Raw genomic sequence first — 26,317 nt, 5'->3', positions numbered from 1 at the left:
AACCGCCCTGCCGCGGATCGCGGGGTCGCCATGAGCAATCACGTTGAGGATTCACGTCGAAAGCTCGAAAGGGTCGCGGGAGCGCCTCGCCACCACCGACCCTTCATTCACAATCTTTCCACGCCGCGACCGTACTAGGCGGTGGATTGCCCAGTATTTACACCGACCACTGCGTGTTGTCAGAAGTCGGCATTCTTTGACGCACAAATCGGACATAGCTGTTCAGGAATGGCCGGACCCCTGGTTGGGGTTCGAGGTCACGAACCGATCCTCGGCGAGCTCGATCGTTGTGGCGTCGACGACGTCCTGGAGGGTTCCTCCGCCGGCGAGGATCGCCCGCTGGCGCTCGCAGGAACTCCCCTGCTCCAGCACGTCCGTCATGACGGCCAGCTCCTCGGCACACCCGAGACGATCGGCGACCGGATGGAGTTCGCGCTGAAGTTCATACAATACGTCGCGCATCGGCGCCGTGCTGCCATGGTCGTCGGTGACGACGCTCGCATCGAGGCCGTAGCGCGTGGCGCGCCACTTGTTGTCGCGCACGACCCACGCGGCCGGGTGCGGCAACTTGTAGCCGCGGTCGAGCTGCTGGTCGAACTGCTGCACGAGGCTCTGCGAGAGCGCGACGACCATGCCGACCTCGCGAGGAGTCGGGATGCCGTCGAACATCCTGATCTCGATCGTGCCGAAGTCGGGATGCGGCCGGATGTCCCACCACACCTCCTTGATGCTCCTGATCGTCCCCGCACGGAGCAGCGTGTTCATGTACTCCTCGAACTCGGCCCAGTCGGCCAGCAGGTGCGGCGGGCCTGCAGTCGGCAGCGCGCCGAAGACGATCGCCCGGCTGGAGGCCAGGCCCGTGTCCTGTCCGCCCCAGTACGGGCTCGACGAGGTCAGCGCGAGGAAGTGCGGCAGGTAGGCGGCGAGGGCGTTGACGATGGGGATGACCTTGTCGCGATCGGTGATCCCCACATGCACGTGGACGCCGAACGTCTGGATCCGCCAGGCGAGCCACTGCATCTCCTCCACCAGCTCGGCGTACCGCTGGACGGGCGCGTAGACCGCGTCCCGCCAGTCGCTGATGGCGTGCGTGCCCGTGCAGGCCAGGGCCGTGCCGCGCGGCTCCACGACCTCGCGGATCCGGTCGATGCTCTTCTTGAGGTCCTGCACGGCCTCTCCTGCCGTATGGCAGACGTCCGTGACGATCTCGACCTGCGACTGCATCAGCTCGTGCATGGCCTTCGGCCGCTGGCCCTCGCTCAGCTCGGGAACCGCGGCGAGCACCTCCTTGGCGTCCTGGCGCAGCTCGCGGCTGTGCCGGTCGACGAGCTGAAGTTCCCATTCCACGCCCAGGGTCGGACCGTGCGAAGGATTGAACGCGATCGCCACCGCATGCCTCCGTGACTCGGAATCTTGCTTAAGGCCTACCCCTCTTCCACGCGCGCACGCCGACAGTCCCGAGCACGAGGGCGAGGATGATGTTGACGGCGATCAGCACGCCATGGACGACGTAGAACGACGTCTCGTGTCCGTCCTGAAGGTTGAACCCGAGGTCGACCCATTCAAAGATCATGAAAGCGGCGAGGGCCAACAGAAAGCCCGATACACGTCTCGTCATCCTCACAGTATCGGGTGACGCCCGCAGCGACTGTGCCTGCGATCTTTGGGGGACATGTCCCTACATGCGAAGAGACGCGAAGCTAGGCTGATCCCCCTATGGCGACCCATCACCGCCGTGCCCTCGTGGCCGCGCTCACGACGACGACGCTGGTCGGGCTCACGACGGCGTCCCCTGCCGGCGCGTGGGCCGCGCGTGCCGCTCAGGCCGGTCCCGTCGGCGGCGAACTGCTCGGCGGGCGCGGCATCATCGTGGCGCCCGGGGTCGCCCCGCCCCCCAAGACCGAGGCGTCGGCCTTCGTCGTCGCCGACGCCGACACCGGCGCGGTGCTCGCCGCGAAGGACCCGCACGGGCACTACCTGCCCGCGAGCACGCTCAAGACGCTCACCGCGGTCACGCTCATCCCCCGCCTCGACAAGAACCGTACGGTCAAACCGAGCCAGTGGGCGTGCGACGAGGAGGGCAGCGCCGTCGGGCTGGTGCCCAAGCCGATCTACAAGGTCGACGACCTCATGCGGGCGTTGCTGATGGTCTCGGGGAACGACGCCGCCGACGCTCTCGCCGAGTCGAACGGCAGCCTCGCCCAGACGCTCTCCGACATGAACAAGGAGGCCCGCAAGCTCCAGGCGTACGACACGGTCGCCAAGACGCCGAGCGGCCTCGACAAGCCCGGCCAGCGCAGCTCCGCCTACGACCTCGCGCTGATCGCCCGGGCCGGGCTGGCCATGCCCGACTTCCGCGAATACATCAGGACCAAAACCGCCAAATTCCCGGCGCCGAAGGACTTCGACAAGAAGAAAGATCGCAATCGGCAGGGTGACGACGACCGCGACACACCCACCCCCGACACACCCACCCCGACGAAATCCCCTCCTGCCTACTACGAGATCGCCAACCACAACAAGCTGCTCGGCAAATACAAGGGCATGATCGGGGTCAAGAACGGCTACACCACGAAGGCGCTCGGCAGCTTCGTGGGGGCGGCCACCCGCAACGGCCACACGATCATCGTCGTGATCATGCATCACCCCGGCGGCTTCTGGGACGAGGTCGCGAGCCTGCTCGACTGGGGCTTCGCGGTCGACGGCAAGGCGACCCCTGTGGGCACGCTCGTCAAGCCCCTTCCGCCGCCCGCGCCCAAGAAGTCCTCACCCGCCGTACGGCCCAGCACCGCCGCGCAACCGGCCGCCGCGAGCCGGTGGACCGACCACGCCCCGCTGATCGCGACGCTGGTGCTCGGCGGCGGCCTCGTGGGCGCCCTCTTCGTCGGGTACGGCATGCGCCGCCGCAGGCGGCGGGATCAGCCGGACTGATTCCCGATCGCGGGAACGGGAGTGGGCTCGGGCGGCGGGCCCATCGTCGCCGTCGCCGTCCACGCGGCGGCGTAGAGGATCACCCGTGCCGCCAGGTTGATCCACAGCAGCAGGCCCACGATCACGGCGAACGCGCCGTAGACCGGGTTGCGCAGCGTTCCCGCGAGGATCAGGGTGGCGACCTGCTTGAGCAGGCCGAACCCGACCGCGCCGAGCAGCGCCCCCATGAAGACCACCCGGAACGGCTCCCGCGGCTTGGCGAGCCAGCCCAGGATGACGAGGAACAGCACGACGTCGGCGCCGACGCTCACGAGCAGCCCGGTGATCCACACAAGCGCCCCGCCGAGTGCCGTGTCGCCCATGCCGAGCCATCCGGTCACCGTTCCGGTCGCCCCGGTCGCGAAACCGCCCACGGCGACGGACACGATCAGCGTGACGCCGACGAGTACGAGCGCGACCAGGTCCCTGAGCTTGCCCCGGAAGTAGTTGAGCGGCGGCTCCGCGACCATCCAGATCTCACGCAGGGCCGAGCGCAGGGCGTCCATCGCGCCCAGGCCCGCGTAGAAGAGGCCGACCAGGCCGAAGACCCCGGCGCTCGTCCTGACGTCCTTGAGCTTGTCGATCTGCAGCTTCGACGCCAACCCGGGGAACTGCTCGTTGATCGCCCTGATGAGGGTGTCGAGCACGCCGGGCGCGGCGAACTGGGTCACCGCGAAGGCCAGCGCGATCAGCGGGAAGAACGACAGGAACGCGAAATACGTGAACGCCCCGGCCAGCCGGTCGCCCGACTGCACCTGGTAGCGCTGGACCGTCCGGATCAGGTGGTCGGCCCACGGGAAGCGGATGCGCCCGTACTCGATGACGCCGCGGCCCCAGGCCCGCGCCGCGTCCACGCGGCGGGTGACCCGTTCCACGGCGCCCGCGACGATGCCCCTCGCCCTCCCAGCCGCCATGGACGATCACTACCCCGCGAAGCAGGCGTGACGCGGGCGTTCCGGCCCGCTGCCGGGCGAGATCACGACGTGGGGAGCAGCCCGAGCCGGTCGCGCACCTTCTCCATCGTCTCCTGGGCGACGGCGCGCGCCCGGGCGGCGCCCGCCGCGAGCATCCGATCGAGCGCGGCCTCGTCGGCGAGGAGCTTCTCCGTGCGCTCCTTGATCGGCCCGAACGTCTCGACGACGATCTCTGCGATCTCCTTCTTGAGCGCGCCATAGCCCTGACCGGCGAACCTCGCCTCCAGGTCGGGGATGCCGACGCCCGAGATCGCCGAGTGGATCCGCAGGAGGTTGGTGACGCCGGGCTTGTTCTCCTCGTCGGCGACGATCTCGCTGCCGGTGTCGGTCACCGCCCGCATGACCTTCTTGCGCAGCGCCGACGGCTCCTCCAGCAGGTCGAGGATGCCCTGGGGGCTCGACGAGGACTTCGACATCTTGGCGGTCGGCTCCTGGAGGTCGCCGATCTTCTCGACCTCCTTGAGGATGTACGGGTTGGGCACCTTGAACGTCGGGCCGTACCGGCTGTTGAACCGCTGCGCCAGGTCGCGGCTGAGTTCCAGGTGCTGCTTCTGGTCGACGCCGACGGGCACCTGGTCGGCCTGGTAGATCAGGATGTCGGCCGCCTGGAGGATCGGGTAGGTGAACAGGCCGACGCTGGCCGTGCTCTCCCCGTACCTCGCAGACTTGTCCTTGAACTGGGTCATCCGGCCGGCCTCGCCCATGCCCGTCTGGCAGATGAGGTACCACGCCAGCTCGGAGTGCTCGCGCACCTGGCTCTGCGCGAAGACGGCCGCCCGGTCGGGGTCGAGCCCTGCCCCGAAGAGCTGGGCCGCGGCGACCCTCGTACGGCGGCGCAGTTCGTCGGGCTTGGGCGTGACGGTCAGCGCGTGGAGGTCGGCGATGAAATAGAACGCCTCATGGGTCTCCTGGAGCGCGACGTACTGCCGCACAGCGCCGAGATAGTTGCCCAGGTGGAACGAGTCGGCGGTGGGCTGGATGCCGGACAGAACGCGAGGACGAGCCATGACACCCAATTCTGGCAGGGATGCACCGGCGTGTGCGACAGGGCTCACTCCCGGCCCTCCCCCGCGTCGCCGTCGCCCGGCTGCGCGGCGGGAGCCGTACGGGTGACGCGGACGCGGGCGATCCGGCGGCCGTCCATCTCGGTGACGGTGAGCTTGATCCCCGGCGCCTCCGCGACCTCCCCGGTCTGCGGCAGGTGCCCCAGCGTGGCCATCACGTAGCCCCCGAGCGTCTCGTACGGCCCGTCGGGCAGGCGCACCCCGGTCTGACCGGCGAATTCGTCCAGGTTGACCAGGCCCTCGATCTCCATGTCGCCCGCGATGACCCGTACGGCCTGGCCGTCCTGGTCGTATTCGTCGCGGATGTCGCCGACGAGCTCCTCGACGAGGTCTTCCAAGGTGACGATGCCGTCGGTGCCGCCGTACTCGTCGACCACGATCGCCAGGTGGTGGCCCTCGTCGCGCATCTCGGCCAGCGTCACCAGCACCCGCTTGCTCGCGGGCACCAGCTTGACCGGCCTGATCGGGACGAGCTCGCTGATGGGCTCGATCCGCCCGGTCAGCACCGGGTCGAGGAGGTCGCGGACGTGGACGAACCCGATGATGTCGTCGTAGGAGTCGCGGTAGACGGGGAACCGCGAGTGCGGCATCGCCGCCGCCAGCACCGCGGCCTCGGCGAGCGGCGTGTCCGCCGCCATGAACTCGACCTCCGTGCGGGGCAACAGCACCTCCCTGAGCTGGCGTTTGCCCGCGGCGAAGACCTCGGCGATCACGTCGCGTTCGTCCTGGGTGAGCTCCTTGTGGCCCACCACCATGTCCCGCAGCTCCTCGGTCGTCATCGCGGCCCTGTCGGCGGACGGGTTGCCGCCGAGCAGGCGGACGATCCCGTTCGTGGACTGCGACAACGCCCAGATCACCGGCCGTGAGAGCGTGGCGATGCGGTCGAGCAGCGGGGCGACCAGCAGGGAGAACGACTCCGCCCGCTGCCGGCCGAGGCGTTTGGGAGCGAGCTCGCCCAGCACCAGCGTCACGTACGAGATGCCGAGCGTCACGATCACGAAGGCCACGGGGCCCGCGACGCTGCCCCTGAAGCCCCAGCCCGTGAGGACGGGTTCCAGCCGCCCGGCCAGCGTGTCGGCGCCGAGGGCGGCCGACAGCACGGTGGCGACGGTGACGCCGACCTGGATGGACGACAGGAACCTGTTGGGGTCGCGCGTCAGCTTCTGCACGCGGGCGCCGCGGCGGCCCGTCGTGCTCAGCCGCCTGATCTGGCTCTCCCTGAGTGAGACCAGCGCCATCTCGGCGGCGGCGAAGAAACCACAGATCAGAATGAATATGAGGACCAGTGCGATGGTCACCGCGACGTTGCTCACGTCATCAGTCCGTTCACAGGATGTGATCGCGCCGGCTGCCAGTCGCGATCTCGTGCCGACGTCTCAGATCACGGTACTGCCTGGCGCCTCGCCTTTTCCCGGTCGCGAACCGCGTAAGCTAGGACTAGGCATACATAATCCAACAAATTCCAACAGGAGTACACAGTGCAGCTGCTGGTCACTGGTGGGGCAGGGTACATCGGCAGCGTCGTCGCGGCACGGCTCGTCGAAGAGGGCCATACCGTCACGGTGCTCGACGACCTGTCGACGGGGCACAGGGACGCGGTGCCCGCCGGGGCCCGGTTCGTGGAGGGCACCGTCGCCGAGGCCCACGACCTCCTGGCGGAAGGCTTCGACGGAGTGCTCCACTTCGCGGCCAAGTCCCTCGTGGGCGAATCCGTCGAGAAGCCGGGGCTGTACTGGTCGCACAACCTGGGCGGCACGCTCGCCCTGCTGGACGCCATGCGCCAGGCGGGCGTCGGCCGCATCGTCTTCTCCTCCACCGCGGCGACGTACGGCGAGCCGTCCGTTGCCGGCCGCCTGATCGTCGAGACCGACCCCACCCGGCCGACCAACCCGTACGGCGCGTCGAAGCTCGCCGTCGACACCGCGCTGACGGCCTTCGCCGGCATGTACGGCCTGGCCGCCGTCAGCCTGCGGTACTTCAACGTCGCCGGAGCGTACGGCCGGCAACGCGAGCGGCACACGATCGAGACCCACCTCATCCCGAACGTGCTCAAGGTCGCCCTCGGCGAGCGCGAGTCGATCAACGTGTTCGGCGACGACTACCCGACCGCCGACGGCACCTGCGTGCGCGACTATGTGCACGTCACCGACCTGGCCAACGCGCACCTGCTCGCCCTCGACGCCTGCGCGGCGGGCACGCACCAGATCTTCAATCTCGGCAACGGCACCGGGTTCTCCGTCAAGGACGTCATCGAGGTCTGCCGGGAGGTCACCGGTCACGAGATCCCGGTGTCCACGGGCCCCCGGCGGCCGGGCGACCCCGCCACGCTGGTGGCCTCCTCGGAGAAGATCCAGCGCGAGCTCGGCTGGAAGCCCGAGCACACCTCTCTGCGCGGCATCGTCGCCGACGCCTGGAACGCCGTCCGGTCGGCCTGACGCTCCCGCCCACCCCCCCGTTGGGCGTGATCATGCAGAAGTTCGAGGGAATGGCGGTTGAGCTGGGCAAACGCCAGTCGTGATCATGCAGTACTTCGAAGATATGTGCTCTGACGTGCGTATATGCCATCGGTGATCATGCACTTCCTGCCCACCACGCACGGCGAGAGCCAGACGAGGACGCCAGTTTCGCGCATGATCACGATAAGCGTCTCCGCAGGTCAGGCTTTGAATCGGCGAACAACTGCATGATCACGACTGGTGTTTGCGCAGGCGAACGGCCCGATCCCCGAACTTCTGCATGATCACGACTAACGTTTGCGCAGGTGAACGGCCCGATCGCCGAACTTCTGCATGATCACCACAAGGGTTGGCCGTCTTAGCCGTGGCGGAGGGCGACCCGCATCCGAGCCTGGTTGTTGGCCGGGCGGCGGTCGCCGATCCTGCGGGAGTACACGGTGGCCATCGTCGCGACGTTGTGCGACGCCCGTGACGGCACGCGGAACACGAGCTGCAACTGGCCGGTGGCGCCCGATCTGATCGGCGGAAGGGAGCACCCGATGAAGGCGGCCGCGCTCCGGCAGCGACCGCCGGTCGCCGACTCCAGCCGCGCCCGGCGGGGCTGCAGGTAGACGTAGGCGTCGCGCACGACCCGTGGACCGCGGTTGTGCACGTCGGCGCGGACGGCGAACCAGTGGCCGGGCCGGGTGAACCTCGCGGCCTCCCCGAATCGGACCGCCAGGTCGGCTCCCTCATCCACTCTGGTCACCGTCTCCGCGCTGTTGTCGGCATCGTCGGAGTCGACGATCTCCGACGAGAGCCTCGCCGTCGCGTGGAGCGGGCCGTGGGCACCCGGCCTGATCAGGCCCGTGATCGTCATGCTGCCGGATCCTCCGGCCAGCACGTCCCTCGACGCCCGGCAGACCACCTCGTTGAGGCCGCGTCCCGGCGTGCACTCCGAGACGTCGACGTTGACGATCTGGAAGTCGCGGGGGGTGCGCACCCGTAGCACCGGGAGCACCGCGTCGCCGGGGCCGTTGTTGTGCACCTTGATGTGATAGGTGAGCGGCTGGCCCGGCTGGGCCACCTTCGGGGACGCCGTTATGCCGACGGCCAGGTTGGCCGTTCCCCATCGCTCGGCCGCGAGCACCGGCTGCGGCGCTCCGGCGACGAAAACGCACACCAAACCCGTGACGACCCTGCGACCCATGAAGCTCCCCCGAAACACTCGCGATCAATTGAACCGTGCGGGAGCGCGCCGGTATCCGTGCGACACGCTGGCGAAACATGCCTTCTCGGTGGCCGCCGCGCCGTCGCACCGCCCCGGGCCGGGCCGTCGGCGCCATGTGGTCGTCGACAGAAGATCGCCTGTCGTTTCCGCGCCGTTTCCGCCGCCCTACATCACCGGCGTGGGGCATTGCACCAGCTCATGGGACACGCCGGGAGAGATCAGCGGCAGAATCCGACAAGCCGGCTTTGACATATGGGAGGTGATTCACCTTTCCGCGATTGTCAGGGATTGTCACCCTTCTCCTGTCCAGCGCCTCCACGACCGGCCCCCTCCGACCGGAGCCCTGAGACAGAAGGAGAAGGCTCGTGACCCGAATCCTCATGGCCGCCCTCGCCTCCGTGACCGCGCTCGCCCTGACCACCGGCACCGCTGCCGCCGCCACACCCCCATCCGGCAGTAAGGCGGCCGCCCCGGCCGCGTCCTCTGACGAGGTGTTCGCCGTCACCGATCGCCTTGCCCGGCAGATCGCCGGTGCACTGGCCGACCGGCACGTCCTCGACCGTACGGTGTCGGCGACGGCATCCGGCCCGGCCGACCTCGTGACACTCGAGCGCGACACGGCCCTCGGCGGGTCCACGCGCGCGGCGAATGCGGCCGTGCTCGCCGCCAAGGGACTGCCGGCGACCGGCGGTTCGCTGCTTCGCGTACGGCTGGCGGATCCGACCATGCGTGCGGCCCTGGCGCGCGGCGAAGTCCCCCTGGTCGCCGCGGTGCCTTCCGACGACGAGCCGGCTGCGGTGACCGCATACGACCCGTCAGGCGGGCGCGTTCGCCTCGACCCGGTCAAGCCGCCCGCGCGACCGGTTCTCGTGGTGGACGTCGACGTGGCCAAGGCGCTGCCGATGGGGCTGCAGGTCATGCGGGACACCCTGGCCTCCCAGGGCATCACGGAGGCGCGGCCCTCCGCGACCACACAGTCGTTCGCGACGGCGCAGGCCGGCGGATATTGGGCCACGAAGGTCACCGCCGTCAGGCTGAACGACGACAAGGAGCCCTGGATCAAGGGGGCCGCCGAGATCTACAGCGTCGTCGGCGGCTTCAGGCTCGACGGCAAACCCGCCGTCGACATCGTGCAGATGCCTTACCTCGACAACGACGGCACCACGTACTACCCCAACCAGCTGCTCGTGCACTTCTCGGCCTACAAGTACAACCTGGCTGATGTCGTCATGATGGAGGACGACGGAGACACCAACTACCAGGCGCTGGCACAGTCCATCGCCGGCGCGCTGCTCACGATCGTCGACTACGGCGCCTATGTCCCGCTGGTCAACGCGATCATCTCGGCCATCCCGACCTCCTGGTGGACCGACGACCCGGACTACGTCGACTCGTGGTACACCCTGTCCACCTCGAGCAGCGGTCGCCTGAACGGCGCCGCGGGCAACGGCTGGATGGACGTCACCCCGTACTGGGTCTCCGAACTCTGACCGGCGCAAGCGCAGAAGCATGAAGAGCAGGCCCCTGAGCGGTGCGAGGGGCCTGCTCTCCCATCGGGCACTCCACCGGGGTGAGCGGCGCGGTCGCCGTGCGGTGGTGGAGCGCGACGCCCGCCGTCACACCTCGGCGAGCACGGGCTGCGCCGCCTGCGGCGCGCGCCGCATGCCTCCGTCGCGCATGAGCGCGAGCGCGACCAGCGCGACGGCCGCGCCGACGACGCCGAGCCAGGGGATGACGGTGGCGGTGGCGGAAGCGTGTGCCGCCTGCAGCCCGTGGACGGGCGCCTCCCGCGTGACCACGGTGGTGTACGCGGTGCCCGCGAGGGCGAGCGCCACCGAGCCGCCGATCTGGCGGAAGAACGTCAGGTTGGCGCTGGCGGTGCCGGTGAAACGGGCAGGCACGGCCGACTGGATGGCGACGGTGAGACCGGACAGCATAGGGCCCATCCCGAGGCCGATCAGGATCATCCAGGATGCGAGGGCGATCGTAGAAGTGTTCACCGCCAGGTTGGCGCACAGCAGCGAGCCCGCGACCATCAGGAACGGCGCGGCCACGAGCCACGGCTTGTAGCGGCCGGTCGCCGAGATGAGCGCCCCGGTCACCATGCTGCCGACGACGATGGCGAACATCAGCGGGTAGATGTGCAGGCCGGAGGCGGTGGCGCTGAGGCCGTGGGCCTCCTGGAAGTAGCGCGGCAGGAAGACCACTCCGGCGTACATGCAGAACGCGGTGAAGAAGGACGCGACGTTGACGAGCGTGTAGGTGCGGTTGGCGAACAGGTGCAGCGGGACGATCGGCTGCGCGGCGCGGCGCTCGACGGCCACGAACACGGCGAGCAGCACGACGGCTGCGGCGATCGGGCCGAGCACGGGGGCACTCGTCCACGTGTGGTCGTCGAGCCCCTTCTCGGTCAGGCCGACGAGCAGCGCGCTGATGGCGGCGGTGAACAGCGCGATGCCGAGATAGTCGGGCCGTGCCCCGCCGCCCTCGCCGCGCCGGTACGGCAGCCGCAGCCAGATGACGGCGATGAGCGCGAGGCCGATGGGGACGTTGACGTAGAAGGCCCAGCGCCAGCTCGCGTGGTCGGTGAACAGGCCGCCGAGGTAGGGGCCCGCGATGTAGCTGAGACCCATCACCCCGCCGAGCGCGCCCTGCACCCGCCCGCTGCGCTCCGGCGGGAACAGGTCGATGACCAGGGCGAGGGACAGTGGGAGCAGGGCTCCCGCGCCGAGGCCCTGCAGGCCGCGGAAGGCGATGAGCTGCGCCATGCTCTGGGCGGCTCCGCTCAGAACCGAGCCGACGAGGAAGACCGCCACTCCGACGAGCAGCAGGGGCTTGCGGCCATAGGTGTCCGACAGCCTGCCGTACAGGGGGACGGTGACGGTCGAGGTCAGCAGGTAGGCCGTGACGACCCAGGTGTAGAGGTTCGTGCCGCCGAGCTCGGTGGTGATTCGGGGCAGGGCCGTCCCGACGATCGTCTGGTCGAGCATCGCGAGGAACATCCCGCCGAGCACGGCGAGCAGGAGGAGTCCGTTCTTCTGTGGCATGTGTCGAAAGTGACATGTCTGTAGTTACATGTCAAGTCTGAGATATGCTGTCGCCATGTCGCTGCGGATCGCATTGCTCGGCCTGCTGGCCGCCTCAGGGCCTGCCAGCGGATACGACCTGGCCAAGAAGTTCGAGACCTCGGTCGCCCACGTATGGCAGGCCGGGCACAGCCAGATCTATCCGGAGCTCGCCAAGATGACCGCCGACGGTCTCATCGCGATCGAGGCCGAGGGCGCACGCGGCCGGAAGATCTACGGGATCACCCCCGACGGCGACGCGGAGCTACGCCGGTGGCTCCTCGACCACGCTCCGGTCTCGACGCAGCGCAATGAGTTCGCCCTTCAGGCGTTCCTCGTCCCGCTGCTCGAACCCGACGAGGCGATCGCCGTGCTGCGCCGCATGAAGGACGGCTGGGAGCAGAGGCTGGCCGAGCTGGAGAGGCTCCACGTCATGCTGTCCGCCGCGGAGAACGCCACGGAGGAGTGGGGCCGGGGCAGGTTCGGCGCGTACGCGCTGGACCTCGGCATCCGCCAGGAGCACGCCCTGATCGCAGGGGCCGCCGACGCGATCGCCGACATCGAGCGACGACGGCCCGCCAACCCGGTCATCACGGACCCGGCGATCACGGACGCTGCGGCCAGTCCAGCACCGTGAGCTCGGGCCACTGCCCCTTCCACCTCGCGGCCTTGGCCTCGTAGACCTCCCGGGGAGCCAGCACCGGATTGGGCCGCAGGACGAGGTCGAACACGTCCGACAGGCCGTGCGGAGCGTAGACGCGCCAGCCGCCGCCGACCTCGACGCGGACGCCCAGGCAGCACGTCGTGGCGACGAAGTTGTCGATCGCCGCCTCGCTCGACGTGTACGGCGGGCACGGCACGCCGAACTTCTCTTCGTACCAGAGGTGGACCCGCGCCTCGTTGCGGATCTCCACGTGCGCCTCCAGGCCGGCGAAGACCTCCCGCCCCGCCCTGATCACCTCGTCCTCGGCCTCCCACGACAGGTCGCGGTCGTCGAAGTAGAAGACGTCGTAGTCGAGGATGCCCGCATCCGGGCTGCGGCCGGTGACGACGTTCCACACCGTCTGGAAGAGGCATCCCCCGGTCAGGTACCAACCGGGCAGACCCAGGCCGGCGGCGCGCTGCATCACCTCGACCAGCACGTCGTTGCGGGACACCGCCGCGCGGAACGCGGCGAGCTGTTCGTCGAGGGGAAGCCGGGAGATCATCGCGCGGCTACGCGGCGCCACTGCACGGGATCGCAGGCGGGGTCGCCTCCTCCGGGACGAAATCCACGTTGCGGAAATACTTGGCGAGCAGGGATCGCATGGTCCCGTCGGCGTACATCTCGGCGACGGCGTCGCGTACCGCCATGCACGCCTTCACGTCCTTCGGGGGCAACCCCACGGAGTAACGCTCGTCGCTCAGGTCGAGCCCGAGCACCGACAGCTTCATCCCGGTGACCCGGGCGGCGAAGCCCGCCAGGATCAGGTCGTCGCCCGGAACGGCGTCCACCGTGCCCGCCGTCAGCATGTCCATGCACACCGCGTAGTTCTCCGCGGGCACCGCGACCAGCTTCCCCGCCGCCGTCGCCACGGCCGAGAACGACATGCTGCCCTGCGGCGCGCACACGCGGCGGCCCGCGAGGTCGGACAGGTCGCTGATGCCCGAGCCGCTGGAGACGAGCACGTCGGTGTGCGCCACGTAGTACGGCCCGGCGAACGTGACCATGTCCTCGCGGCTCTGGTCGTAGGCGTAAGTCGCCACCACCATGTCGACCTGGCCGTTCTTGAGCAGCCCCGCGCGTTCGCCCCTGCTGATCCTGCGGAACGTGATGCCGCTCGGCTGCACCCCGAGCTTGCCCGCGACGTACCGAGCGACGTCGATCTCCAGGCCGACGAACGCAGCCCCGGCGGAAGGCTGGTGGCCCACGCCCGGCAGGTCCCCCTTCACCCCGATGGTGAGGGTTCCGGTGTCCTTCGCCTTGTCGGCCACCGAGACCAGGCGTGGGGCCGTTCCCGGATCCTGCGAGGTGCTTGTGCCGGCGCCGCCCGAGGGACCGGCGTTCCCGCCGGGAATGAGGCCCATCCGGCTGGCCATCACCGTCCCGCCCGTCGCGAGCAGGGCGACGACCGTCGTGATGACGGCGATCCAGCGTGCCCTGTTGCCGGCCGTACGAGGGCGTGCGGGGGGCCGGCCGGGCGGCGTGCCGAACCTGACGGTGCGCGGCTGGTCGTCTGCGGCGCCGACCGGGGGAACCCGCGGGTAGGTGGGCGCACGGGCGGCGCCGGGCGGGGGCGCGGCGGCGCCTCTGAAGATCGCCACCCAGTCGGTGTCGGTGCTCTCCCCCGGTGTCTCGCCGTCGGCGCGTTCGCCGCCCGTACGGCCGGCCGCGTCGTCCTCGGCGTCCTCGACCGCCGCGTCGTCATCGGCGTCGGCCGCATCGGGCCCGGTGCGCGCAGCGGAATCCGCGTCGTCCCTGTAGGCGGGGATCAGGGAGACGCCCGTCTCCGGATTGGCGGCCTGGGCGCCTTCGGCCAGCACGTCGTCGGACGCGCTTCCCGACCCGGGCCGGCCGAGCAGCCGCAGCAGGATCTCGTCGGCGGTGGGCCGGTCGGCCGCGGCCTTGGTGAGGCAGGCCCGCACGACCTCGCGGATCTGCGGCGGCAGCAGGCTCATGTCGATGTCGTGGTTGAGGATGCGGTTCAGCACGGCGGCGATCGACGAGCCGCCGAAGACCGCCGTGCCCGTCGCCGCGAAGGCCATCGTCGAGCCCCACGCGAACACGTCGGCCGGCGGGCCCACCGGTTCGCCGGAGATCTGCTCCGGCGCCATGTAGGCGGGAGTGCCGACCGCGCGGCTGGTGACCGTGCCCGTCGTGTCGACGATGCGGGCGATGCCGAAGTCGACCACCCGCGGCCCGTCCTCGGCCAGAAGCACATTGTCGGGCTTGAAGTCCCTGTGCACGATGCCGGCGTGATGGATGGCGATCAGGGCGGTGGCGGTGCCGATCGCCAGGCGTTCCAGCTCGGCTCCGGTGAGCGGGCCGTCCGACTCCACCGTCTCCCGCAGCGACCTGCCCTCGATGTACTCGCTCGCGATGTACGGGGTGTCCCCTTCGAGGTCGGCGGCGACGACGCCCGCCGTGCAGAACCCGGCGACACGCTGCGCCGCCCGCAGCTCGCGGGCGAACCGCGACCGGGCGGTGGCGTCCCCGCTGAACTTGACGTGCAGCAACTTGACGGCCGCCCGCTCGCCCGCCTCGTTCTCGCCCAGGTAGACGACGCCCTGGCCGCCCTCACCGATGCGGCCGGTCAGGACGAACGGACCGAGCTCGGTCGGGTCCCCCGGACCGAGCGGCGCGACCTGCGGCATCCGCAATCCCCACGATTCAGCAAAACGATGTCGTGGAAAACTTTACGTCGCACCCGGGTGGTTGCCTGTCAACCGATACCGCGCCGCAACCTTTCGCTTTCGATCCGTGAAGTGGCGGGGAAAGCGTTTCGGCGAGCCCGTCACTGGCCTATGCGTCCGTCGATCCGCTCGCGCAACAGGTCGACGTGACCCATGTGGCGGCCATACTCCCAGATCATTCCGACCAGCGCCTCGCGCAGCGACATCTGCCCACCACCGCTGCCATGCAGATTCAAGGGATCGTCGCCGGTGATGTCGAGACTGGGCGCCTCGGCCACGAACCGCGTGGCGAAGTCCACCTCCGCCCGCCATGCGTCCCACGCCTCCGCAACCACCTGAGGGTCGGGAAGGGCACCGTCGAAATCACCGTCACGGTCGGTGTCGGAGCAGAACAGCCGGGGCACGTCCTGTCCCGCCATCATCACCCGGAACGTCGCACGCTCCCCCTCGGCCAGGTGCCGCACCAGCCCCAGGAGTGACATCGTCGACGGCTCGACGGAACGCCGCGCCATGGCCTCCGCATCAAGGCCGGAGCATTTCATCTCCAATGTGAGGCGTGCACAGCGCAGGGCTTCGACCAGCGTGGTGCGCTCGTCGCCCAACGTCGGCCCGTTCTCACGCGGGTCGTCGTCAGACGGCTTGCCGTCCGCGGTGAACATGTCGGCTCGTCGGGTGGTGGCCATGGCCGCAATCATCGGCTTCGCGCATGGCGGCCGGCAACGGATTATCGACGCCTGCACCTATACCCGACCACGCGGGAGCACGCCTTCCTGGGTGCCGGGAAGAACATTCGAGGCCGCTCCGAAGGCTTGACGGCCCAGGTCTCGATCTCCCCAGGACGTCAACGTAAGCGGGGTTGGAACCATGACTCGAGCGGGCGTCAGGGCGTTCAGCTTCAGTGGTTCCCGATCCACAAGCTCACGGCGAGCCCGAGCCCGACGAGCGCGGTGGTGACCCGGGCGACGGAGGCGGGCACGCGTCTGGCCACTGCGGGGCCCACCATGCTGCCGGCCAGCAAGCCCGCGCCCAGCGGGACGGCTGCCGCCCAGTCCACCGGCCAGAACACGATGAGCACGGCACAGCAGGCCACATCGGCGACGCCGAGCAACATGTTCTTGAACGCGTTGGCCTGGGCGAACCGCTGCTTGGACGCGATCATCAGCACGGTGAGGGTCACGATGCCCGCCCCCGCCCCCCAGTAGCCGTTGTATATCGCGCTGAAGGCCAGGCCGATCGGTAGTAGTCGCTTCAGGCCGCCCCCGTCGCCGCGGCGGGCCAGCCACGCCGAGATCTTCGGCTGTGCGAGCAGGGCCAGCGCGGCGACGGCCAGCAGGCACGGCACCAACTGGTCGAAGACCGCGGCCGGGGTGAGCAACAGCAGGCCGGCGCCGAGCGCGCTGGCGACGGCGGTCAGCGGTGCCCACCGCCACAGCCACGGTCCCTGGCCGATCAGTTCCGGCCGTCCACCGAGCGCGGACCCGGGCCAGCTCGCCAGGAAAGCCACCGAGTTGGTCACGTTGGCCGCCAGCGGCGGGATCCCGACCGCCAGCATGGCCGGATACGTGATCAGCGAGGCCGTGCCGCCCGCCGACCCGATCATGCCGCCGACCGCCCCCGCGACCACAAGAAGGCTCACCCGCAGCACATCCGACCTCCCAAAATAGTCGGCAGCCTACGGATACCTCAGTTCTCCGTCAGCATCGGGTGCCTCGTTAGGGCGAGGGAGCACGGCATGCACGCCCTGCGGCACTTCTACGCGTCGGTGCTCCTGGACGCTGCGGAGAACATCAAGGCTCTGAGCGAGTACCTCGGGCATCATGATCCGGGTTTCACCCTGCGTACTTACACCCACCTCATGCCGAGCAGCCAAGAGCGCACCCGGAAGGCCATCGCGGCTGTCTTCGGGGCCGCCCCGAAGGCTTGACGGCCCGAAGAAGCGATCTGGCCCCTACCTGGCGGAGAATCCGCAGGTAGAGGCCAGATTCAAACTGGCTAGGCCATCTTCTTCTTCAGGTTCTCGTCCAGGGCGGCGAGGAAGTCCTGAGTGGTCAGCCACTCGGCGTCGCCGCCGACCAGGAGCGCGAGGTCCTTGGTCATCTGGCCGCCCTCGACGGTCTCGATGCAGACCTGCTCCAGCTTCTCGGCGAAGTCGATCACCTCGGGCTGGTTGTCCAGCTTGCCGCGGTGCTGCAGGCCACGGGTCCACGCGAAGATCGAGGCGATCGGGTTCGTGGAGGTCGGCTTGCCCTGCTGGTGCTGGCGGAAGTGCCGGGTCACGGTGCCGTGGGCGGCCTCGGCCTCGACGGTCTGGCCGTCCGGCGTCATGAGAACGCTGGTCATCAGGCCGAGCGAGCCGAAGCCCTGCGCGACGGTGTCGGACTGGACGTCGCCGTCGTAGTTCTTCGCGGCCCAGACGTAGCCGCCCTCCCACTTGAGGGACGCGGCGACCATGTCGTCGATCAGGCGGTGCTCGTAGGTGATGCCCGCCGCCTCGAAGTCCGCCTTGAACTCGGTCTCGAAGACCTCGGCGAAGATGTCCTTGAACCGGCCGTCGTAGGCCTTGAGGATCGTGTTCTTGGTCGACAAGTAGACCGGGTAGTTGCGGGCCAGGCCGTACCGCATGGAGGCCCGGGCGAAGTCGCGGATGGACTCGTCCAGGTTGTACATGGCCAGCGCGACGCCGCTGCCGGGGAAGTCGAACACGTTGAGCTCGATCGGCTCGGTGCCGTCCTTCGGCGTGAAGGTGAGGGTCAGGGTGCCCTCGCCGGGGATCTTCAGGTCGGAGGCGCGGTACTGGTCGCCGAAGGCGTGACGGCCGACGACGATCGGCTTGGTCCAGCCCGGCACGAGCCGCGGAACGTTCGACATGATGATCGGCTCACGGAAGATCACACCGCCGAGGATGTTGCGGATGGTCCCGTTCGGGGACTTCCACATCTTCTTCAGGCCGAACTCCTCGACCCGCGCCTCGTCGGGCGTGATCGTCGCGCACTTGACGCCGACGCCGTACTGCTTGATCGCGTTGGCGGCGTCGATCGTGACCTGGTCGTCCGTGGCGTCACGGTGCTCGATGCCGAGGTCGTAGTACTTAAGGTCGACGTCCAGGTAGGGAAGGATCAGCTGGTCCTTGATGAACTGCCAGATGATCCGGGTCATCTCGTCGCCGTCGAGCTCGACGACCGGACCCGCTACCTTGATCTTGGGCATGCGTGGGGTTCCCCTTCTGAACTAACTCGGCCATACAGTCCTTTTGAGGCTCACTGGCCGTGAGGCTATCGGACGGGCGTGTTCCGCCCGTGACTAGGTGTTGTGCAGGCGGAGCAGCAGACTGAGCGAGCCGCCCACCAGCGCGAGCCCGATGACGGCGAAGACCACCACGTCCGTCTTCTTGCTCCTGATCGCGAGGCTGCCCGCGCGCTCGTCGGAGACGACCAGCCGTGTCAGCGAGCCCACCAGGAGCGCGGCCCCCATGATCACACCGCCGACCCAGGGCGATCCGCCGAATCCGATCATGCCGAGGCCGACGGCCGCACCCACCACGACCAGCAGGTACGGCCCCCAGGCCATGCCGTTCCTTTGAGTCTTCACGCTCTCCGCCGTATTCACCGCTCGCCGATCGGAACCCACTTTTGATCGCGCTCGCCGATGTACTCGCTGTCCGGCCTGATCAGGCGGTTGTCGGCGTGCTGCTCGATCACGTGGGCGGTCCATCCGGACATCCTGCTCACCGAGAACACCGGGGTGAACAGATCAGTCGGAATGCCAAGGTAGTGGTAGACGGTCGCGGCGTAGAAGTCGACGTTGGGATACAGGCCCTTCTCGGCGAAGACGACCTCCTCCATCTCCTTCGACATGCGGTAGAAGGTGTCGTCGCCGGACGCCTCGCCCAGCTCCTGGGACATCTTCCGCAGGTGCGTCGCCCGCGGGTCCTCGGTCTTGTACACCCGGTGCCCGAATCCCATGATCTTCTCGCCCGCCGCCAGCTTGTCTCGTACGGCCTGGGCCACCCCGGAGGGCTCCAACGACTCCAGCGTACGCATGACCTGCTCGTTGGCCCCGCCGTGGAGGGGGCCTTTGAGGGTGCCGATGGCGGCGACGATCGCCGAGTGCATGTCCGACAGCGTGGCGGCGCACACGCGGGCGGCGAACGTCGAGGCGTTCATGGTGTGGTCGGCGTGCAGTACGAGGCACTCGTCGAAGATCTCCACCTCGCGCGGAGAGGGAGTGCGGCCGGTGATCTGCAGCAGGAAGTTGGCGGCGATGCTCAGCTCGGGATCGGCTTCGAGCACGGCACCGCCGGTGCGGGCCGCGTGATAGCGGGCCACGAGGATCGGCTGCTGGGCGGTCAGCCGGGCCGCCTTGCGGCGGTTGGCCTCAGCGGAGTTGGAGTCCTTGTCGGAGTCGTCCGCGCCGCTCAGCGAGACGAGGGTGCGCAGCGCCTCCATGGGCGCCTGCTTCTCCGCGATTTCGGGGATGTTGCTCTCGACGAGGGCACCCAGGGTGCGGCCCCTGACCAGCTCGGCGCCGTAATCGGCAAGCTGGGCGCGCGTCGGCAGCGAGCCGTGCTGGAGCAGATGGGCGGTTTCTTCGAAGGTGGTACGGCCGGCCAGGTCGTGGATGTCATAGCCACGGTAGAAGAGGCGACCGGCTTTGCCGTCGATGTCGCTCAGCGCTGTGGACGCGGCGACGACATCGGCGAGGCCTTTGGTGGGCTTGTCCGCCATAACTGTTTCCTCCGCTTATCTTGGCCCGAAGTCTACCCGTGAGCAGGTAAACGCCTCAGTGGAGGTCCAGACCAATTTCACGAATGATTCTGCTTATGGCAAAGGCGATTCCCCATCCCCACGTTTGGGTAAGCCGGAGCTGTAGCGAAAGTAACGGCGGGCTACCTGGGGAGGAACTGCCGTGGAGGGGCCGTTCATTCGGATCGAAGACAGCGGCGAGGTCATCCCACTGCGTCCCGAGGTCACCACGATCGGCAGGGGCCGGGGCGTGGACATCCGGTTGACGGATCCGAGCGTGTCCCGGCTGCACGCCGAGTTCGTCCGTCGCGGGCCTTATCTGTACGTCGTCGACCTCGGCCTGTCCCGCAACGGAACCCGGGTGAACGGCAGGCCCATCGCCCGGCGGGTGCTGGACGACGGCGACGTCGTCTCCTTCGGGGCCGCGCGGGCCCGGGTCGGCGGTGTCCCCCGCGAAGACTTCGCCCCCGAGGTCGAGCTGCGCAGGGCCGCCGCGCCCGAGCTCACCCGCAGAGAGGTCGACGTGCTGACGTCGCTCTGCCGCCCCGCCCTGTCTGACGAGGCGTTCGTCGCGCCCGCGACGGCCAGGGAGATCGCCGACGACCTCGTGGTGACGGAGGCGGCGGTCAAGCAGCACCTGCTGCGGCTCTACCAGAAATTCCGCATCCCCGAGGGCACCAACCGGCGCACCCGGCTGGCAAACGAGGTCGTGGCCCTCGGGCTCGTACGACCCACGCCGGTCGTGCCGTCGCAGCGCACGCAAGGCCCGAGCGAGTCGCCCCCGCAGACGGCCAACCGCCGCGCCTCCTGACCGCGGCGCACGTTCAATCCGATGGGGCGAGATCGCCGGAAAACGCCGGCTACCTACGCGGCGAGAGGAAGACGGAGCACGAAGCGGGCGCCGGTGGGATGGTCAGCGGCGTACAAATGGCCGCCATAGCTCTGGGCGATCTCACGGGCGATGGGCAGACCGAGCCCGGATCCGCCCGGATCCCGGCGGCTGGCATCCTCCAAGCGGCAGAGGCGTTCGAAGACCCTTTCGCGGTCGGCTGCAGCGATGCCGGGGCCGTCGTCGATGACTTCGAGGACCGCCTCAGGCGGGGCGGCGGTGACGACGATCTCGATCGCGGTAGCGGTGTGCCGTTCGGCATTGGCGAGCAGGTTGCACAGGAGCCGGGCCACCCGGATCCAGGACGCCTTCACCACCACGTGATCATCGAGCTGGGCGAGGACAGTGGTGGTCAGAGCGCGGCGCCCCAGTTCGTCCACGACAAGGCGTCCCAGGTCGACGAGTTCGGTGGCGGCGGGCGTCGCGGTCTCCAGCCGAGCGATTTCGAGCGCATCGGCGACGATGTCGTTGAGTCGCTCGGCGTTGAGCATCAATTTGCTCAGGATCTGGTGCAGGTCGGTGTGCGGTTCTGAGATGGCGACCTCAAGTTCGGTCAGCAGACCGGTGATCGGATTACGCAGATCGTGGGAGGCGTCGAAGACGAACCGCCGCTGCCGTTCGATGACCTCCTGCAGCGCCGACGTGGTCTCTTGTTGTTCCCTCTGTGTCTGCTTGAGCCGTTCGTTGAGCTCCTGGAGCGCGTGGGCGAAGACGTCGGTTCCTGCCGCCTCCAGCTCTGTCCGCGTCCCCGTGACGCCGCGTTCGTCGAACCTCCCAAGCTGCCGAAGGAAGTCGGTGACCTCCTCGGTACGGTGGACGACCAGCTCCACTTCACCGTCTGGGCCGAGCACGGGAATGTTGATCGTGCTCCAGTACCGCTCCTCGAACACCCCTGGTCTGCCGCTCGCCTCGATGTCGTACCGCTGCAGCGGCATGGTGTGCCGTTCGCCGGTGGCGCAGACCCGTTCCAGCGAAGCACGCAGACGCTCCGCCCCCTGCGCATCAGGATCATCGGGAACGTTGGGATTGCCTGGGAAGACGGCGAAGTAGTCTCGGCCGACCAGATCCTCCAGGCCCCGCCCGGTCATCTCCAAATAGGAGTTGTTGGCCCCCACCACGACGAAATCCGGCGTCAGCACCAGCAATGGGGCCGCGAGGGCCATGAAGACCGCCCTGTAGTCCACCTCCGAGGGCACCACCCCTTTACCTCCTCCCTATCCGAAAGTCAAGGTTAGGCCAGACAGAAGGATGGTCTACCCATCGGGGGGAGGCCGATGCGAAGTTGGGGGGTCCGTTCCGTTGCCGGCGTGCGGGGCAAACACCCTGGAGATAGGCAGAGTGGTTGCTAGCGTGGGGGCCATGACGGCCGAGGTCCGGAGCGAAATCATGACAGATCCACAGCTTCCCGGCTGGGCGGTGCCGCCGCCTGAGGGCTTCACCGCCGACGACCTCGATCACCTTGCGGATTTGCCTGCACACACAGAGTTGATCGATGGAAGCTTGGTCTTCGTGAGCCCCCAACAAGACTTCCACTCGGTCATCGTCGACCTGCTCGTCACCGGGATCCGCCGGTCCCTGCCCAAGGCTTTCCGGGTACGCAGGCAAATGAGCGTCGTGCTCGGTCCCCGGCAGCGCCCCGAACCGGATGTGGTCGTTCTTCGGGCTGAAGCACTCACAGGACCGGATGTCACCGCGTATCAGGCGGACGACGTGGTGCTCGCGGTGGAGGTCGTCAGCCCGGACTCCGAGACCCGCGACCGGGAGCGCAAGCCGCAGCTCTACGCCGCCGCAGGCATCCGCCACTTCTGGCGAATCGAGCAGAACGGCGGGCGCGCGACCGTGTACGTCTACGAACTGGACCCGGCGACCAAGGCGTACGCCCTGACCGGAATCCACCACGACAAGCTGCAGCTTTCCGTTCCGTTCGAGATCGACGTCGACCTCACGGAGATCGAGAGGCTCTGAGACCGGTCAGCGCGGGTAGGCGCCGCCGTCCACGCTGATCACCTGATTGGTCAGGTAGCCGTTGCGGAGGACGGCCATCGCCAGGTCCGCGACCTCCTCGGGGCGGCCGAACCTGCCGACCGGCAGGGCGGAGGGGTCGGCCGTGGGCGGAAGCATCCGGGTGTCCTCGATCAGGGCGGGCGCGATGGCGTTCACCGTCACCCCCCGGCCCGCGACACGGGCGGCCAGGAAGTGCGTCAGGCCATGGAGCCCTGATTTCGACGCTGCGTAGTGCGCCCCCACGATCCCGCCGGTGAACGCCGCGATCGACGACATGAACAGCACCCGCCCGTAGCCGCGCTCGGCCATGCCGGGCACCACCCGCTGGGCCAGTAGGAACGGAGCCCGCAGGTTCACCGCGATCGTGCGCTCCCACATCTCCAGGTCGACGTCGGTGTAGGCCCGCTGCTCGGAGTGGCCGGCGTTGGGGATCAGCAGGTCGATCGGGCTGCCGAGGGCCTCGGCGGCCGCGTCGGCGAGGCGGGCGGGGGCCTCCGGGTCGGCCAGGTCGGCGGGCAGGGCGATGGCGTCGACTCCCGCGCCCGTGGCCTCGTCGACCAGGCGCTCGGCTTCGTCCGCGTGCCTGCCGTACGCGAACGCCGTGCGGACACCTGCCGCGATGAGCCGCCGTCCCAGTGCCTGCCCGATGCCTCCTGATGCCCCGGTCAGCAGAGCGACGCGTCCGACGAGTTCCATGTGCACCTCCCGCGAGCCGACTGCTCCATGATTTCGCCTTGTGGCGGCCGGGGCCCCGCCGGGGGGAGGGGGTCGCGGGGCCCCGGCCGGTGTGTCAGGTTGCCGGGACGGCCGTGACGAACTCGGTGGTGTAGGTCTTGGCCAGGTCGATGCTGTCCTTCTTGCCCTTGACGTTCGGTGAGAACGAGCTGAGCACGTCGAGCACGTTCTTGGCGCCGTCGGCGTCCATGACGCCGTCCGGAGTGAAGATGCTCTTGGTGTCGCCGATCGACTTGGCGTACAGGGCGGGGTCGTCCCCGGCGTAGTCGGCCGGCATCTTGGCGGCGATGTCCTCGGCCGAGGCGCCGTTGATGTAGCGCAGCGTCTTCACCAGGGCGTTGGCCAGCTTCTGCACGGTCTGCTTGTTGTTCTGGATCCAGTCGCAGTCCATGTAGAGGGAACTGGCGGGGTAGAGGCCGCCGAGCGCGGCCCGGGTGCCCTCCTCGGTGCGCATGTCCACGATGACCTTGCCCTTGCCGGTCGAGACGAGCTGGGCGGCGGTGGGGTCGGTGGTCATCCCGGCGTCGATGCCGCCGTTGCCGAGGGCGGCGATGAACGTCGCGCCCGCCCCCGCCTTCACCGACGTGTAGTCCTGGGTGGCGACACCGCTCTTCACGGCGAGCGCCTGGGTGAGGAAGTCGGTCGACGACCCGGGGCTCGTGATGCCGAGACGCTTGCCCTTGAAGTCCTTGGGCGAGGTGATCGTGCCGGCCTTGTCCGACGCGACGATCTCCACCTCTCCGGGGACGTCGGCGAACTGCACCACGCTCTGGATGCACTTGCCCTTGGTCTGCAGGTCGATGGTGTGGTCGTAGAAGCCGACGACGCCCTGGACGTCTCCACTGATCAGGACGTTCTCGGCCTGGGCGCCGGACGGCTCGGTGAGCAGCTGGACATCAAGGCCCTCCTGCTTGAAGTAGCCGAGCTGCTCGGTCAGCTTCATCGGCAGATAGATGACCTTGTCGATGCCGCCGATCATGATCTTGACCTGGGGGGTGCCGTTCGCGGACACCGCGGCCGTACGGGAGTCGCGGCAGCCGGTCGCGGCGGCGACCAGGCAGAGGCCGGCGGCGGCGGTGGCCAGCAGACGGGTGGAGGCTTTCATTTCGGGGGTGCTCCGATCAGATCTGCGCTTCGGTGGCGCTGGACGGGGGCCGCCAGGCGAGGAGCCGGCGTTCGAGGAGGGTGAGCAGCCATTCGGCGAGCAGCGCCATCACCGTGATGATGATCATTCCGGCGTAGATGCCGGCCGAGTCGAAGGTGCCCTGGGCGTGGTTGATGAGCAGCCCGAGGCCCTTGTCGGCGCCGGTGTACTCGCCGACGATCGCGCCGATCAGCGCGAAGCCGAACGCGACGTGCAGGCTGGCGAGGATCCACGAGGTCGCGCTCGGCAGCACGATGGTGAACAGGATCTGCCGGGGGCGGGCGCCGAGGATGCGGGCGTTGTCGATGATGGTCTTGTCGACCTCGCGCGCGCCCTGGAAGGCGTTGAAGAACACGGCGAAGAAGACCAGGACGACGGCCGTGGCGATCTTGGACGACATGCCCAGGCCGAACCAGATCACGAACAGCGACGCGAGGACGATGCGCGGAATGGCGTTGGCGGCCTTGATGAAGGGCGCGCAGACCTCGGCGAGGAAGCGGCCGCGCCCGAGCAGGACGCCCAGCACCACACCGGCGACCGAGCCGATCACGAAGCCGACGACCGCCTCTTCGAGGGTGACGGCCATCTGCTGCCAGATCGACCCGAACGCGGTGCCGCCCGTGAACCAGTCGACGATGCGCGCCCCGATGGCGCTCGGCTTGGAGTAGTAGAACGGGTCGAGGAACGTGCTGGCCGACAACTCCCAGCTGCCGAGCCAGAGCACGACCAGCAGAACCCGCGTAAGGGTGATCTTCGGTGCCCGCAGCACGCGGCGTGGCCGGGGAGTGGCGCGCACGGCGGGGGCGTCGAGGGTGGCGGCGTCAGGCGACACGGGCGGCCCCCCGGGAGCGAGTGATCTCCACCTCTTCGCGCAGCGAGTCCCAGACCCGCCGGTAGACGTCGAGGAACGCCTCTTCGAGCCGGATCTCCTCGACGCGGCGGGGCCGTTCGAGATCAACCCTGACCACGTCCTTCACCGTCGCGGGCGCGGCCGTCATGACGACGACCGTGTCGGCGAGGGCGATGGCCTCGGTCAGGTCGTGCGTGACGAACACGACGGCCGCGCCCGTGCCCGACCACAGGTCGAGCAGCAGGTCCTGCATGTGCTCGCGGGTCTGCACGTCGAGCGCGCCGAACGGCTCGTCCATGAGCAGGATCGACGGCTCGTTGATGAGCGTCTGGGCGAGCGCGACGCGCTTACGCATGCCGCCCGACAGCTGGTGCGGGTAGTAGCGCTCGAAGCCGGCCAGGCCGACGCGGGCCACCCAGTCCTTCGCCTGGTCCCGCGCCGCCTGCTTGGTCGCGCCCCGGTAGCGGGGACCTGCGGCGACGTTGTCGAGCACCGTACGCCACGGGAGCACGGCGTCCTGCTGGAACATGTAGCCGAGCCGGTCGGGGATGCCGGTCACGGGCCGGCTCTGGACGAAGACCTCGCCCTCGCCCGCGGCGGCCAGGCCGGAGATCAGCGAGAGGCTGGTGGACTTGCCGCAGCCCGTGGGCCCCACGACGCTGACGAACTCGCCCTGGCGTACGGTGAAGGACATGTCACGCGTCGCGGTGTGTCCTCCGCCGTCGCGGGTCTGGAAGCGTTTGGTCACGCCGCGCAGCTCGATGGCCGGTGGTGCTTCGGCCACGGAAATCACCCCTTCCGGAAGTCGGTTGTGCGGGAAG

The 26,317-nt window shown here is 68.8% G+C and carries 26 protein-coding genes; 7 read left to right on the top strand and 19 right to left on the bottom strand.

Going from position 1 to position 26,317, the window contains the following annotated elements; translation table 11 throughout:
* Positions 1-222: 222 nt before the first annotated feature.
* Both Pth03_RS07755 and Pth03_RS07750 read right to left on the bottom strand, forming a co-directional pair.
* Complete coding sequence (locus tag Pth03_RS07755; protein ID WP_203943447.1) at positions 223-1,389, bottom strand: glutamate--cysteine ligase; 1,167 nt, start codon at positions 1,387-1,389, stop codon at positions 223-225.
* Positions 1,390-1,417: 28 nt separating this feature from the next.
* Positions 1,418-1,618 (bottom strand): SCO4848 family membrane protein, encoded by a 201-nt coding sequence (locus Pth03_RS07750; RefSeq protein WP_373318508.1) that lies wholly within the window; start codon positions 1,616-1,618, stop codon positions 1,418-1,420.
* A 98-nt stretch (positions 1,619-1,716) separates the two neighbouring features.
* On the opposite strand from Pth03_RS07750, the gene Pth03_RS07745 reads away from it, so the two are divergent.
* The gene (locus Pth03_RS07745; protein WP_203943445.1) at positions 1,717-2,931 is read left to right on the top strand and encodes a D-alanyl-D-alanine carboxypeptidase family protein; all 1,215 of its coding nucleotides are present in this window, start codon (positions 1,717-1,719) and stop codon (positions 2,929-2,931) included.
* Here Pth03_RS07745 and Pth03_RS07740 read toward each other — a convergent pair.
* The 3 genes from Pth03_RS07740 to Pth03_RS07730 form a co-directional block, all read right to left on the bottom strand.
* Positions 2,919-3,884 carry a YihY/virulence factor BrkB family protein gene (locus Pth03_RS07740; protein WP_203943444.1) on the bottom strand — a complete coding sequence of 322 codons (966 nt, stop codon included), beginning with the start codon at positions 3,882-3,884 and terminating at the stop codon, positions 2,919-2,921. The genes Pth03_RS07745 and Pth03_RS07740 overlap by 13 nt on opposite strands.
* Before the next feature lie 62 nt (positions 3,885-3,946).
* Positions 3,947-4,951 (bottom strand): tryptophan--tRNA ligase, encoded by a 1,005-nt coding sequence (gene trpS / locus Pth03_RS07735; RefSeq protein WP_203943443.1) that lies wholly within the window; start codon positions 4,949-4,951, stop codon positions 3,947-3,949.
* A 44-nt stretch (positions 4,952-4,995) separates the two neighbouring features.
* Entirely contained in the window at positions 4,996-6,321 is a 1,326-nt protein-coding gene (locus Pth03_RS07730) for a hemolysin family protein (RefSeq protein WP_203943442.1), read from the bottom strand.
* A 165-nt stretch (positions 6,322-6,486) separates the two neighbouring features.
* Between Pth03_RS07730 and galE the strand changes: the two genes are divergently transcribed.
* Positions 6,487-7,443 (top strand): UDP-glucose 4-epimerase GalE, encoded by a 957-nt coding sequence (galE, locus tag Pth03_RS07725; protein WP_203943441.1) that lies wholly within the window; start codon positions 6,487-6,489, stop codon positions 7,441-7,443.
* 379 nt (positions 7,444-7,822) lie between these two features.
* Here the strand turns inward: galE and Pth03_RS07720 are convergent, their stop codons facing one another.
* Positions 7,823-8,653 (bottom strand): DUF11 domain-containing protein, encoded by an 831-nt coding sequence (locus Pth03_RS07720; protein WP_203943440.1) that lies wholly within the window; start codon positions 8,651-8,653, stop codon positions 7,823-7,825.
* A gap of 386 nt (positions 8,654-9,039) precedes the next feature.
* Here Pth03_RS07720 and Pth03_RS07715 point away from each other — a divergent pair, with 386 nt between their 5' ends.
* Positions 9,040-10,164 carry a DUF3103 family protein gene (locus tag Pth03_RS07715; protein WP_203943439.1) on the top strand — a complete coding sequence of 375 codons (1,125 nt, stop codon included), beginning with the start codon at positions 9,040-9,042 and terminating at the stop codon, positions 10,162-10,164.
* 126 nt (positions 10,165-10,290) lie between these two features.
* On the opposite strand, the gene Pth03_RS07710 is transcribed toward Pth03_RS07715, so the two are convergent.
* Positions 10,291-11,721, bottom strand: coding sequence for an MDR family MFS transporter (locus tag Pth03_RS07710; protein ID WP_203943438.1), 1,431 nt, complete (start codon positions 11,719-11,721; stop codon positions 10,291-10,293).
* A gap of 55 nt (positions 11,722-11,776) precedes the next feature.
* Here Pth03_RS07710 and Pth03_RS07705 point away from each other — a divergent pair, with 55 nt between their 5' ends.
* Positions 11,777-12,376: a PadR family transcriptional regulator gene (locus tag Pth03_RS07705; protein WP_203943437.1), complete on the top strand. Its 600-nt coding sequence runs from the start codon at positions 11,777-11,779 to the stop codon at positions 12,374-12,376.
* On the opposite strand, the gene Pth03_RS07700 is transcribed toward Pth03_RS07705, so the two are convergent.
* The 4 genes from Pth03_RS07700 to Pth03_RS07685 form a co-directional block, all read right to left on the bottom strand.
* On the bottom strand, positions 12,345-12,968 hold the full coding sequence (locus Pth03_RS07700; RefSeq protein WP_239118836.1) for a nucleotidyltransferase family protein: 624 nt from the start codon (positions 12,966-12,968) through the stop codon (positions 12,345-12,347). The two genes, Pth03_RS07705 and Pth03_RS07700, sit on opposite strands and share 32 nt — an antisense overlap.
* The gene (locus Pth03_RS07695; RefSeq protein ID WP_203943436.1) at positions 12,955-15,093 is read right to left on the bottom strand and encodes a serine/threonine-protein kinase; all 2,139 of its coding nucleotides are present in this window, start codon (positions 15,091-15,093) and stop codon (positions 12,955-12,957) included. Before Pth03_RS07695 ends, Pth03_RS07700 begins: the two co-directional genes overlap by 14 nt.
* Before the next feature lie 140 nt (positions 15,094-15,233).
* A complete protein-coding gene (locus Pth03_RS07690; protein ID WP_239118835.1) occupies positions 15,234-15,815 on the bottom strand; it encodes a DinB family protein in 582 nt (193 codons plus the stop codon).
* 212 nt (positions 15,816-16,027) lie between these two features.
* On the bottom strand, positions 16,028-16,768 hold the full coding sequence (locus Pth03_RS07685; RefSeq protein WP_203943435.1) for a sulfite exporter TauE/SafE family protein: 741 nt from the start codon (positions 16,766-16,768) through the stop codon (positions 16,028-16,030).
* 96 nt (positions 16,769-16,864) lie between these two features.
* On the opposite strand from Pth03_RS07685, the gene Pth03_RS07680 reads away from it, so the two are divergent.
* Entirely contained in the window at positions 16,865-17,056 is a 192-nt protein-coding gene (locus Pth03_RS07680; RefSeq protein ID WP_203943434.1) for a site-specific integrase, read from the top strand.
* Between the two features lie 68 nt (positions 17,057-17,124).
* Here Pth03_RS07680 and Pth03_RS07675 read toward each other — a convergent pair whose 3' ends face one another.
* The 3 genes from Pth03_RS07675 to Pth03_RS07665 all read right to left on the bottom strand — a co-directional run bounded on the left by Pth03_RS07675 (position 17,125) and on the right by Pth03_RS07665 (position 19,856).
* Entirely contained in the window at positions 17,125-18,339 is a 1,215-nt protein-coding gene (locus tag Pth03_RS07675; RefSeq protein WP_203943433.1) for an NADP-dependent isocitrate dehydrogenase, read from the bottom strand.
* Between the two features lie 93 nt (positions 18,340-18,432).
* Positions 18,433-18,720, bottom strand: coding sequence for a DUF3017 domain-containing protein (locus Pth03_RS07670; protein WP_203943432.1), 288 nt, complete (start codon positions 18,718-18,720; stop codon positions 18,433-18,435).
* Positions 18,721-18,734: 14 nt separating this feature from the next.
* Entirely contained in the window at positions 18,735-19,856 is a 1,122-nt protein-coding gene (locus tag Pth03_RS07665) for a citrate/2-methylcitrate synthase (RefSeq protein ID WP_203943431.1), read from the bottom strand.
* A 181-nt stretch (positions 19,857-20,037) separates the two neighbouring features.
* Here Pth03_RS07665 and Pth03_RS07660 point away from each other — a divergent pair, with 181 nt between their 5' ends.
* Positions 20,038-20,685 carry an FHA domain-containing protein gene (locus Pth03_RS07660; protein WP_203943430.1) on the top strand — a complete coding sequence of 216 codons (648 nt, stop codon included), beginning with the start codon at positions 20,038-20,040 and terminating at the stop codon, positions 20,683-20,685.
* A gap of 53 nt (positions 20,686-20,738) precedes the next feature.
* Here Pth03_RS07660 and Pth03_RS07655 read toward each other — a convergent pair whose 3' ends face one another.
* Entirely contained in the window at positions 20,739-21,962 is a 1,224-nt protein-coding gene (locus Pth03_RS07655; RefSeq protein ID WP_203943429.1) for a PAS domain-containing sensor histidine kinase, read from the bottom strand.
* Between the two features lie 187 nt (positions 21,963-22,149).
* Here Pth03_RS07655 and Pth03_RS07650 point away from each other — a divergent pair, with 187 nt between their 5' ends.
* Positions 22,150-22,728: a Uma2 family endonuclease gene (locus tag Pth03_RS07650; protein WP_203943428.1), complete on the top strand. Its 579-nt coding sequence runs from the start codon at positions 22,150-22,152 to the stop codon at positions 22,726-22,728.
* A 6-nt stretch (positions 22,729-22,734) separates the two neighbouring features.
* On the opposite strand, the gene Pth03_RS07645 is transcribed toward Pth03_RS07650, so the two are convergent.
* The 4 genes from Pth03_RS07645 to Pth03_RS07630 all read right to left on the bottom strand — a co-directional run bounded on the left by Pth03_RS07645 (position 22,735) and on the right by Pth03_RS07630 (position 26,280).
* Entirely contained in the window at positions 22,735-23,463 is a 729-nt protein-coding gene (locus Pth03_RS07645) for an SDR family NAD(P)-dependent oxidoreductase (protein WP_203943427.1), read from the bottom strand.
* Between the two features lie 94 nt (positions 23,464-23,557).
* Positions 23,558-24,607 (bottom strand): ABC transporter substrate-binding protein, encoded by a 1,050-nt coding sequence (locus Pth03_RS07640; RefSeq protein ID WP_203943426.1) that lies wholly within the window; start codon positions 24,605-24,607, stop codon positions 23,558-23,560.
* Positions 24,608-24,623: 16 nt separating this feature from the next.
* Positions 24,624-25,478, bottom strand: a complete 855-nt coding sequence (locus Pth03_RS07635; RefSeq protein ID WP_203943425.1) for an ABC transporter permease — start codon at positions 25,476-25,478, stop codon at positions 24,624-24,626.
* Entirely contained in the window at positions 25,468-26,280 is an 813-nt protein-coding gene (locus Pth03_RS07630; RefSeq protein ID WP_203943424.1) for an ABC transporter ATP-binding protein, read from the bottom strand. Before Pth03_RS07630 ends, Pth03_RS07635 begins: the two co-directional genes overlap by 11 nt.
* Positions 26,281-26,317: the final 37 nt, after the last annotated feature.

Source organism: Planotetraspora thailandica (genome assembly GCF_016863335.1).
GTDB classification, from domain to species: Bacteria; Actinomycetota; Actinomycetes; order Streptosporangiales; family Streptosporangiaceae; genus Planotetraspora; species Planotetraspora thailandica.
This window is presented reverse-complemented; position numbering and strand designations above follow the sequence as displayed.

What these genes read in the sequence shown, in the direction of transcription:
- Pth03_RS07650 (WP_203943428.1), top strand. Translation starts at nt 22,150, where the DNA reads ATGACAGATCCACAGCTTCCCGGCTGGGCGGTGCCGCCGCCTGAGGGC.
- Pth03_RS07675 (WP_203943433.1), bottom strand. Translation starts at nt 18,339, where the DNA reads ATGCCCAAGATCAAGGTAGCGGGTCCGGTCGTCGAGCTCGACGGCGAC.
- Pth03_RS07645 (WP_203943427.1), bottom strand. Translation starts at nt 23,463, where the DNA reads ATGGAACTCGTCGGACGCGTCGCTCTGCTGACCGGGGCATCAGGAGGC.
- Pth03_RS07745 (WP_203943445.1), top strand. Translation starts at nt 1,717, where the DNA reads ATGGCGACCCATCACCGCCGTGCCCTCGTGGCCGCGCTCACGACGACG.
- Pth03_RS07705 (WP_203943437.1), top strand. Translation starts at nt 11,777, where the DNA reads ATGTCGCTGCGGATCGCATTGCTCGGCCTGCTGGCCGCCTCAGGGCCT.
- Pth03_RS07710 (WP_203943438.1), bottom strand. Translation starts at nt 11,721, where the DNA reads ATGCCACAGAAGAACGGACTCCTCCTGCTCGCCGTGCTCGGCGGGATG.
- Pth03_RS07750 (WP_373318508.1), bottom strand. Translation starts at nt 1,618, where the DNA reads ATGACGAGACGTGTATCGGGCTTTCTGTTGGCCCTCGCCGCTTTCATG.
- Pth03_RS07690 (WP_239118835.1), bottom strand. Translation starts at nt 15,815, where the DNA reads ATGGCCACCACCCGACGAGCCGACATGTTCACCGCGGACGGCAAGCCG.
- Pth03_RS07740 (WP_203943444.1), bottom strand. Translation starts at nt 3,884, where the DNA reads ATGGCGGCTGGGAGGGCGAGGGGCATCGTCGCGGGCGCCGTGGAACGG.
- trpS (WP_203943443.1), bottom strand. Translation starts at nt 4,951, where the DNA reads ATGGCTCGTCCTCGCGTTCTGTCCGGCATCCAGCCCACCGCCGACTCG.
- Pth03_RS07640 (WP_203943426.1), bottom strand. Translation starts at nt 24,607, where the DNA reads ATGAAAGCCTCCACCCGTCTGCTGGCCACCGCCGCCGCCGGCCTCTGC.
- Pth03_RS07720 (WP_203943440.1), bottom strand. Translation starts at nt 8,653, where the DNA reads ATGGGTCGCAGGGTCGTCACGGGTTTGGTGTGCGTTTTCGTCGCCGGA.
- Pth03_RS07680 (WP_203943434.1), top strand. Translation starts at nt 16,865, where the DNA reads ATGCACGCCCTGCGGCACTTCTACGCGTCGGTGCTCCTGGACGCTGCG.
- Pth03_RS07665 (WP_203943431.1), bottom strand. Translation starts at nt 19,856, where the DNA reads ATGGCGGACAAGCCCACCAAAGGCCTCGCCGATGTCGTCGCCGCGTCC.
- Pth03_RS07695 (WP_203943436.1), bottom strand. Translation starts at nt 15,093, where the DNA reads ATGCCGCAGGTCGCGCCGCTCGGTCCGGGGGACCCGACCGAGCTCGGT.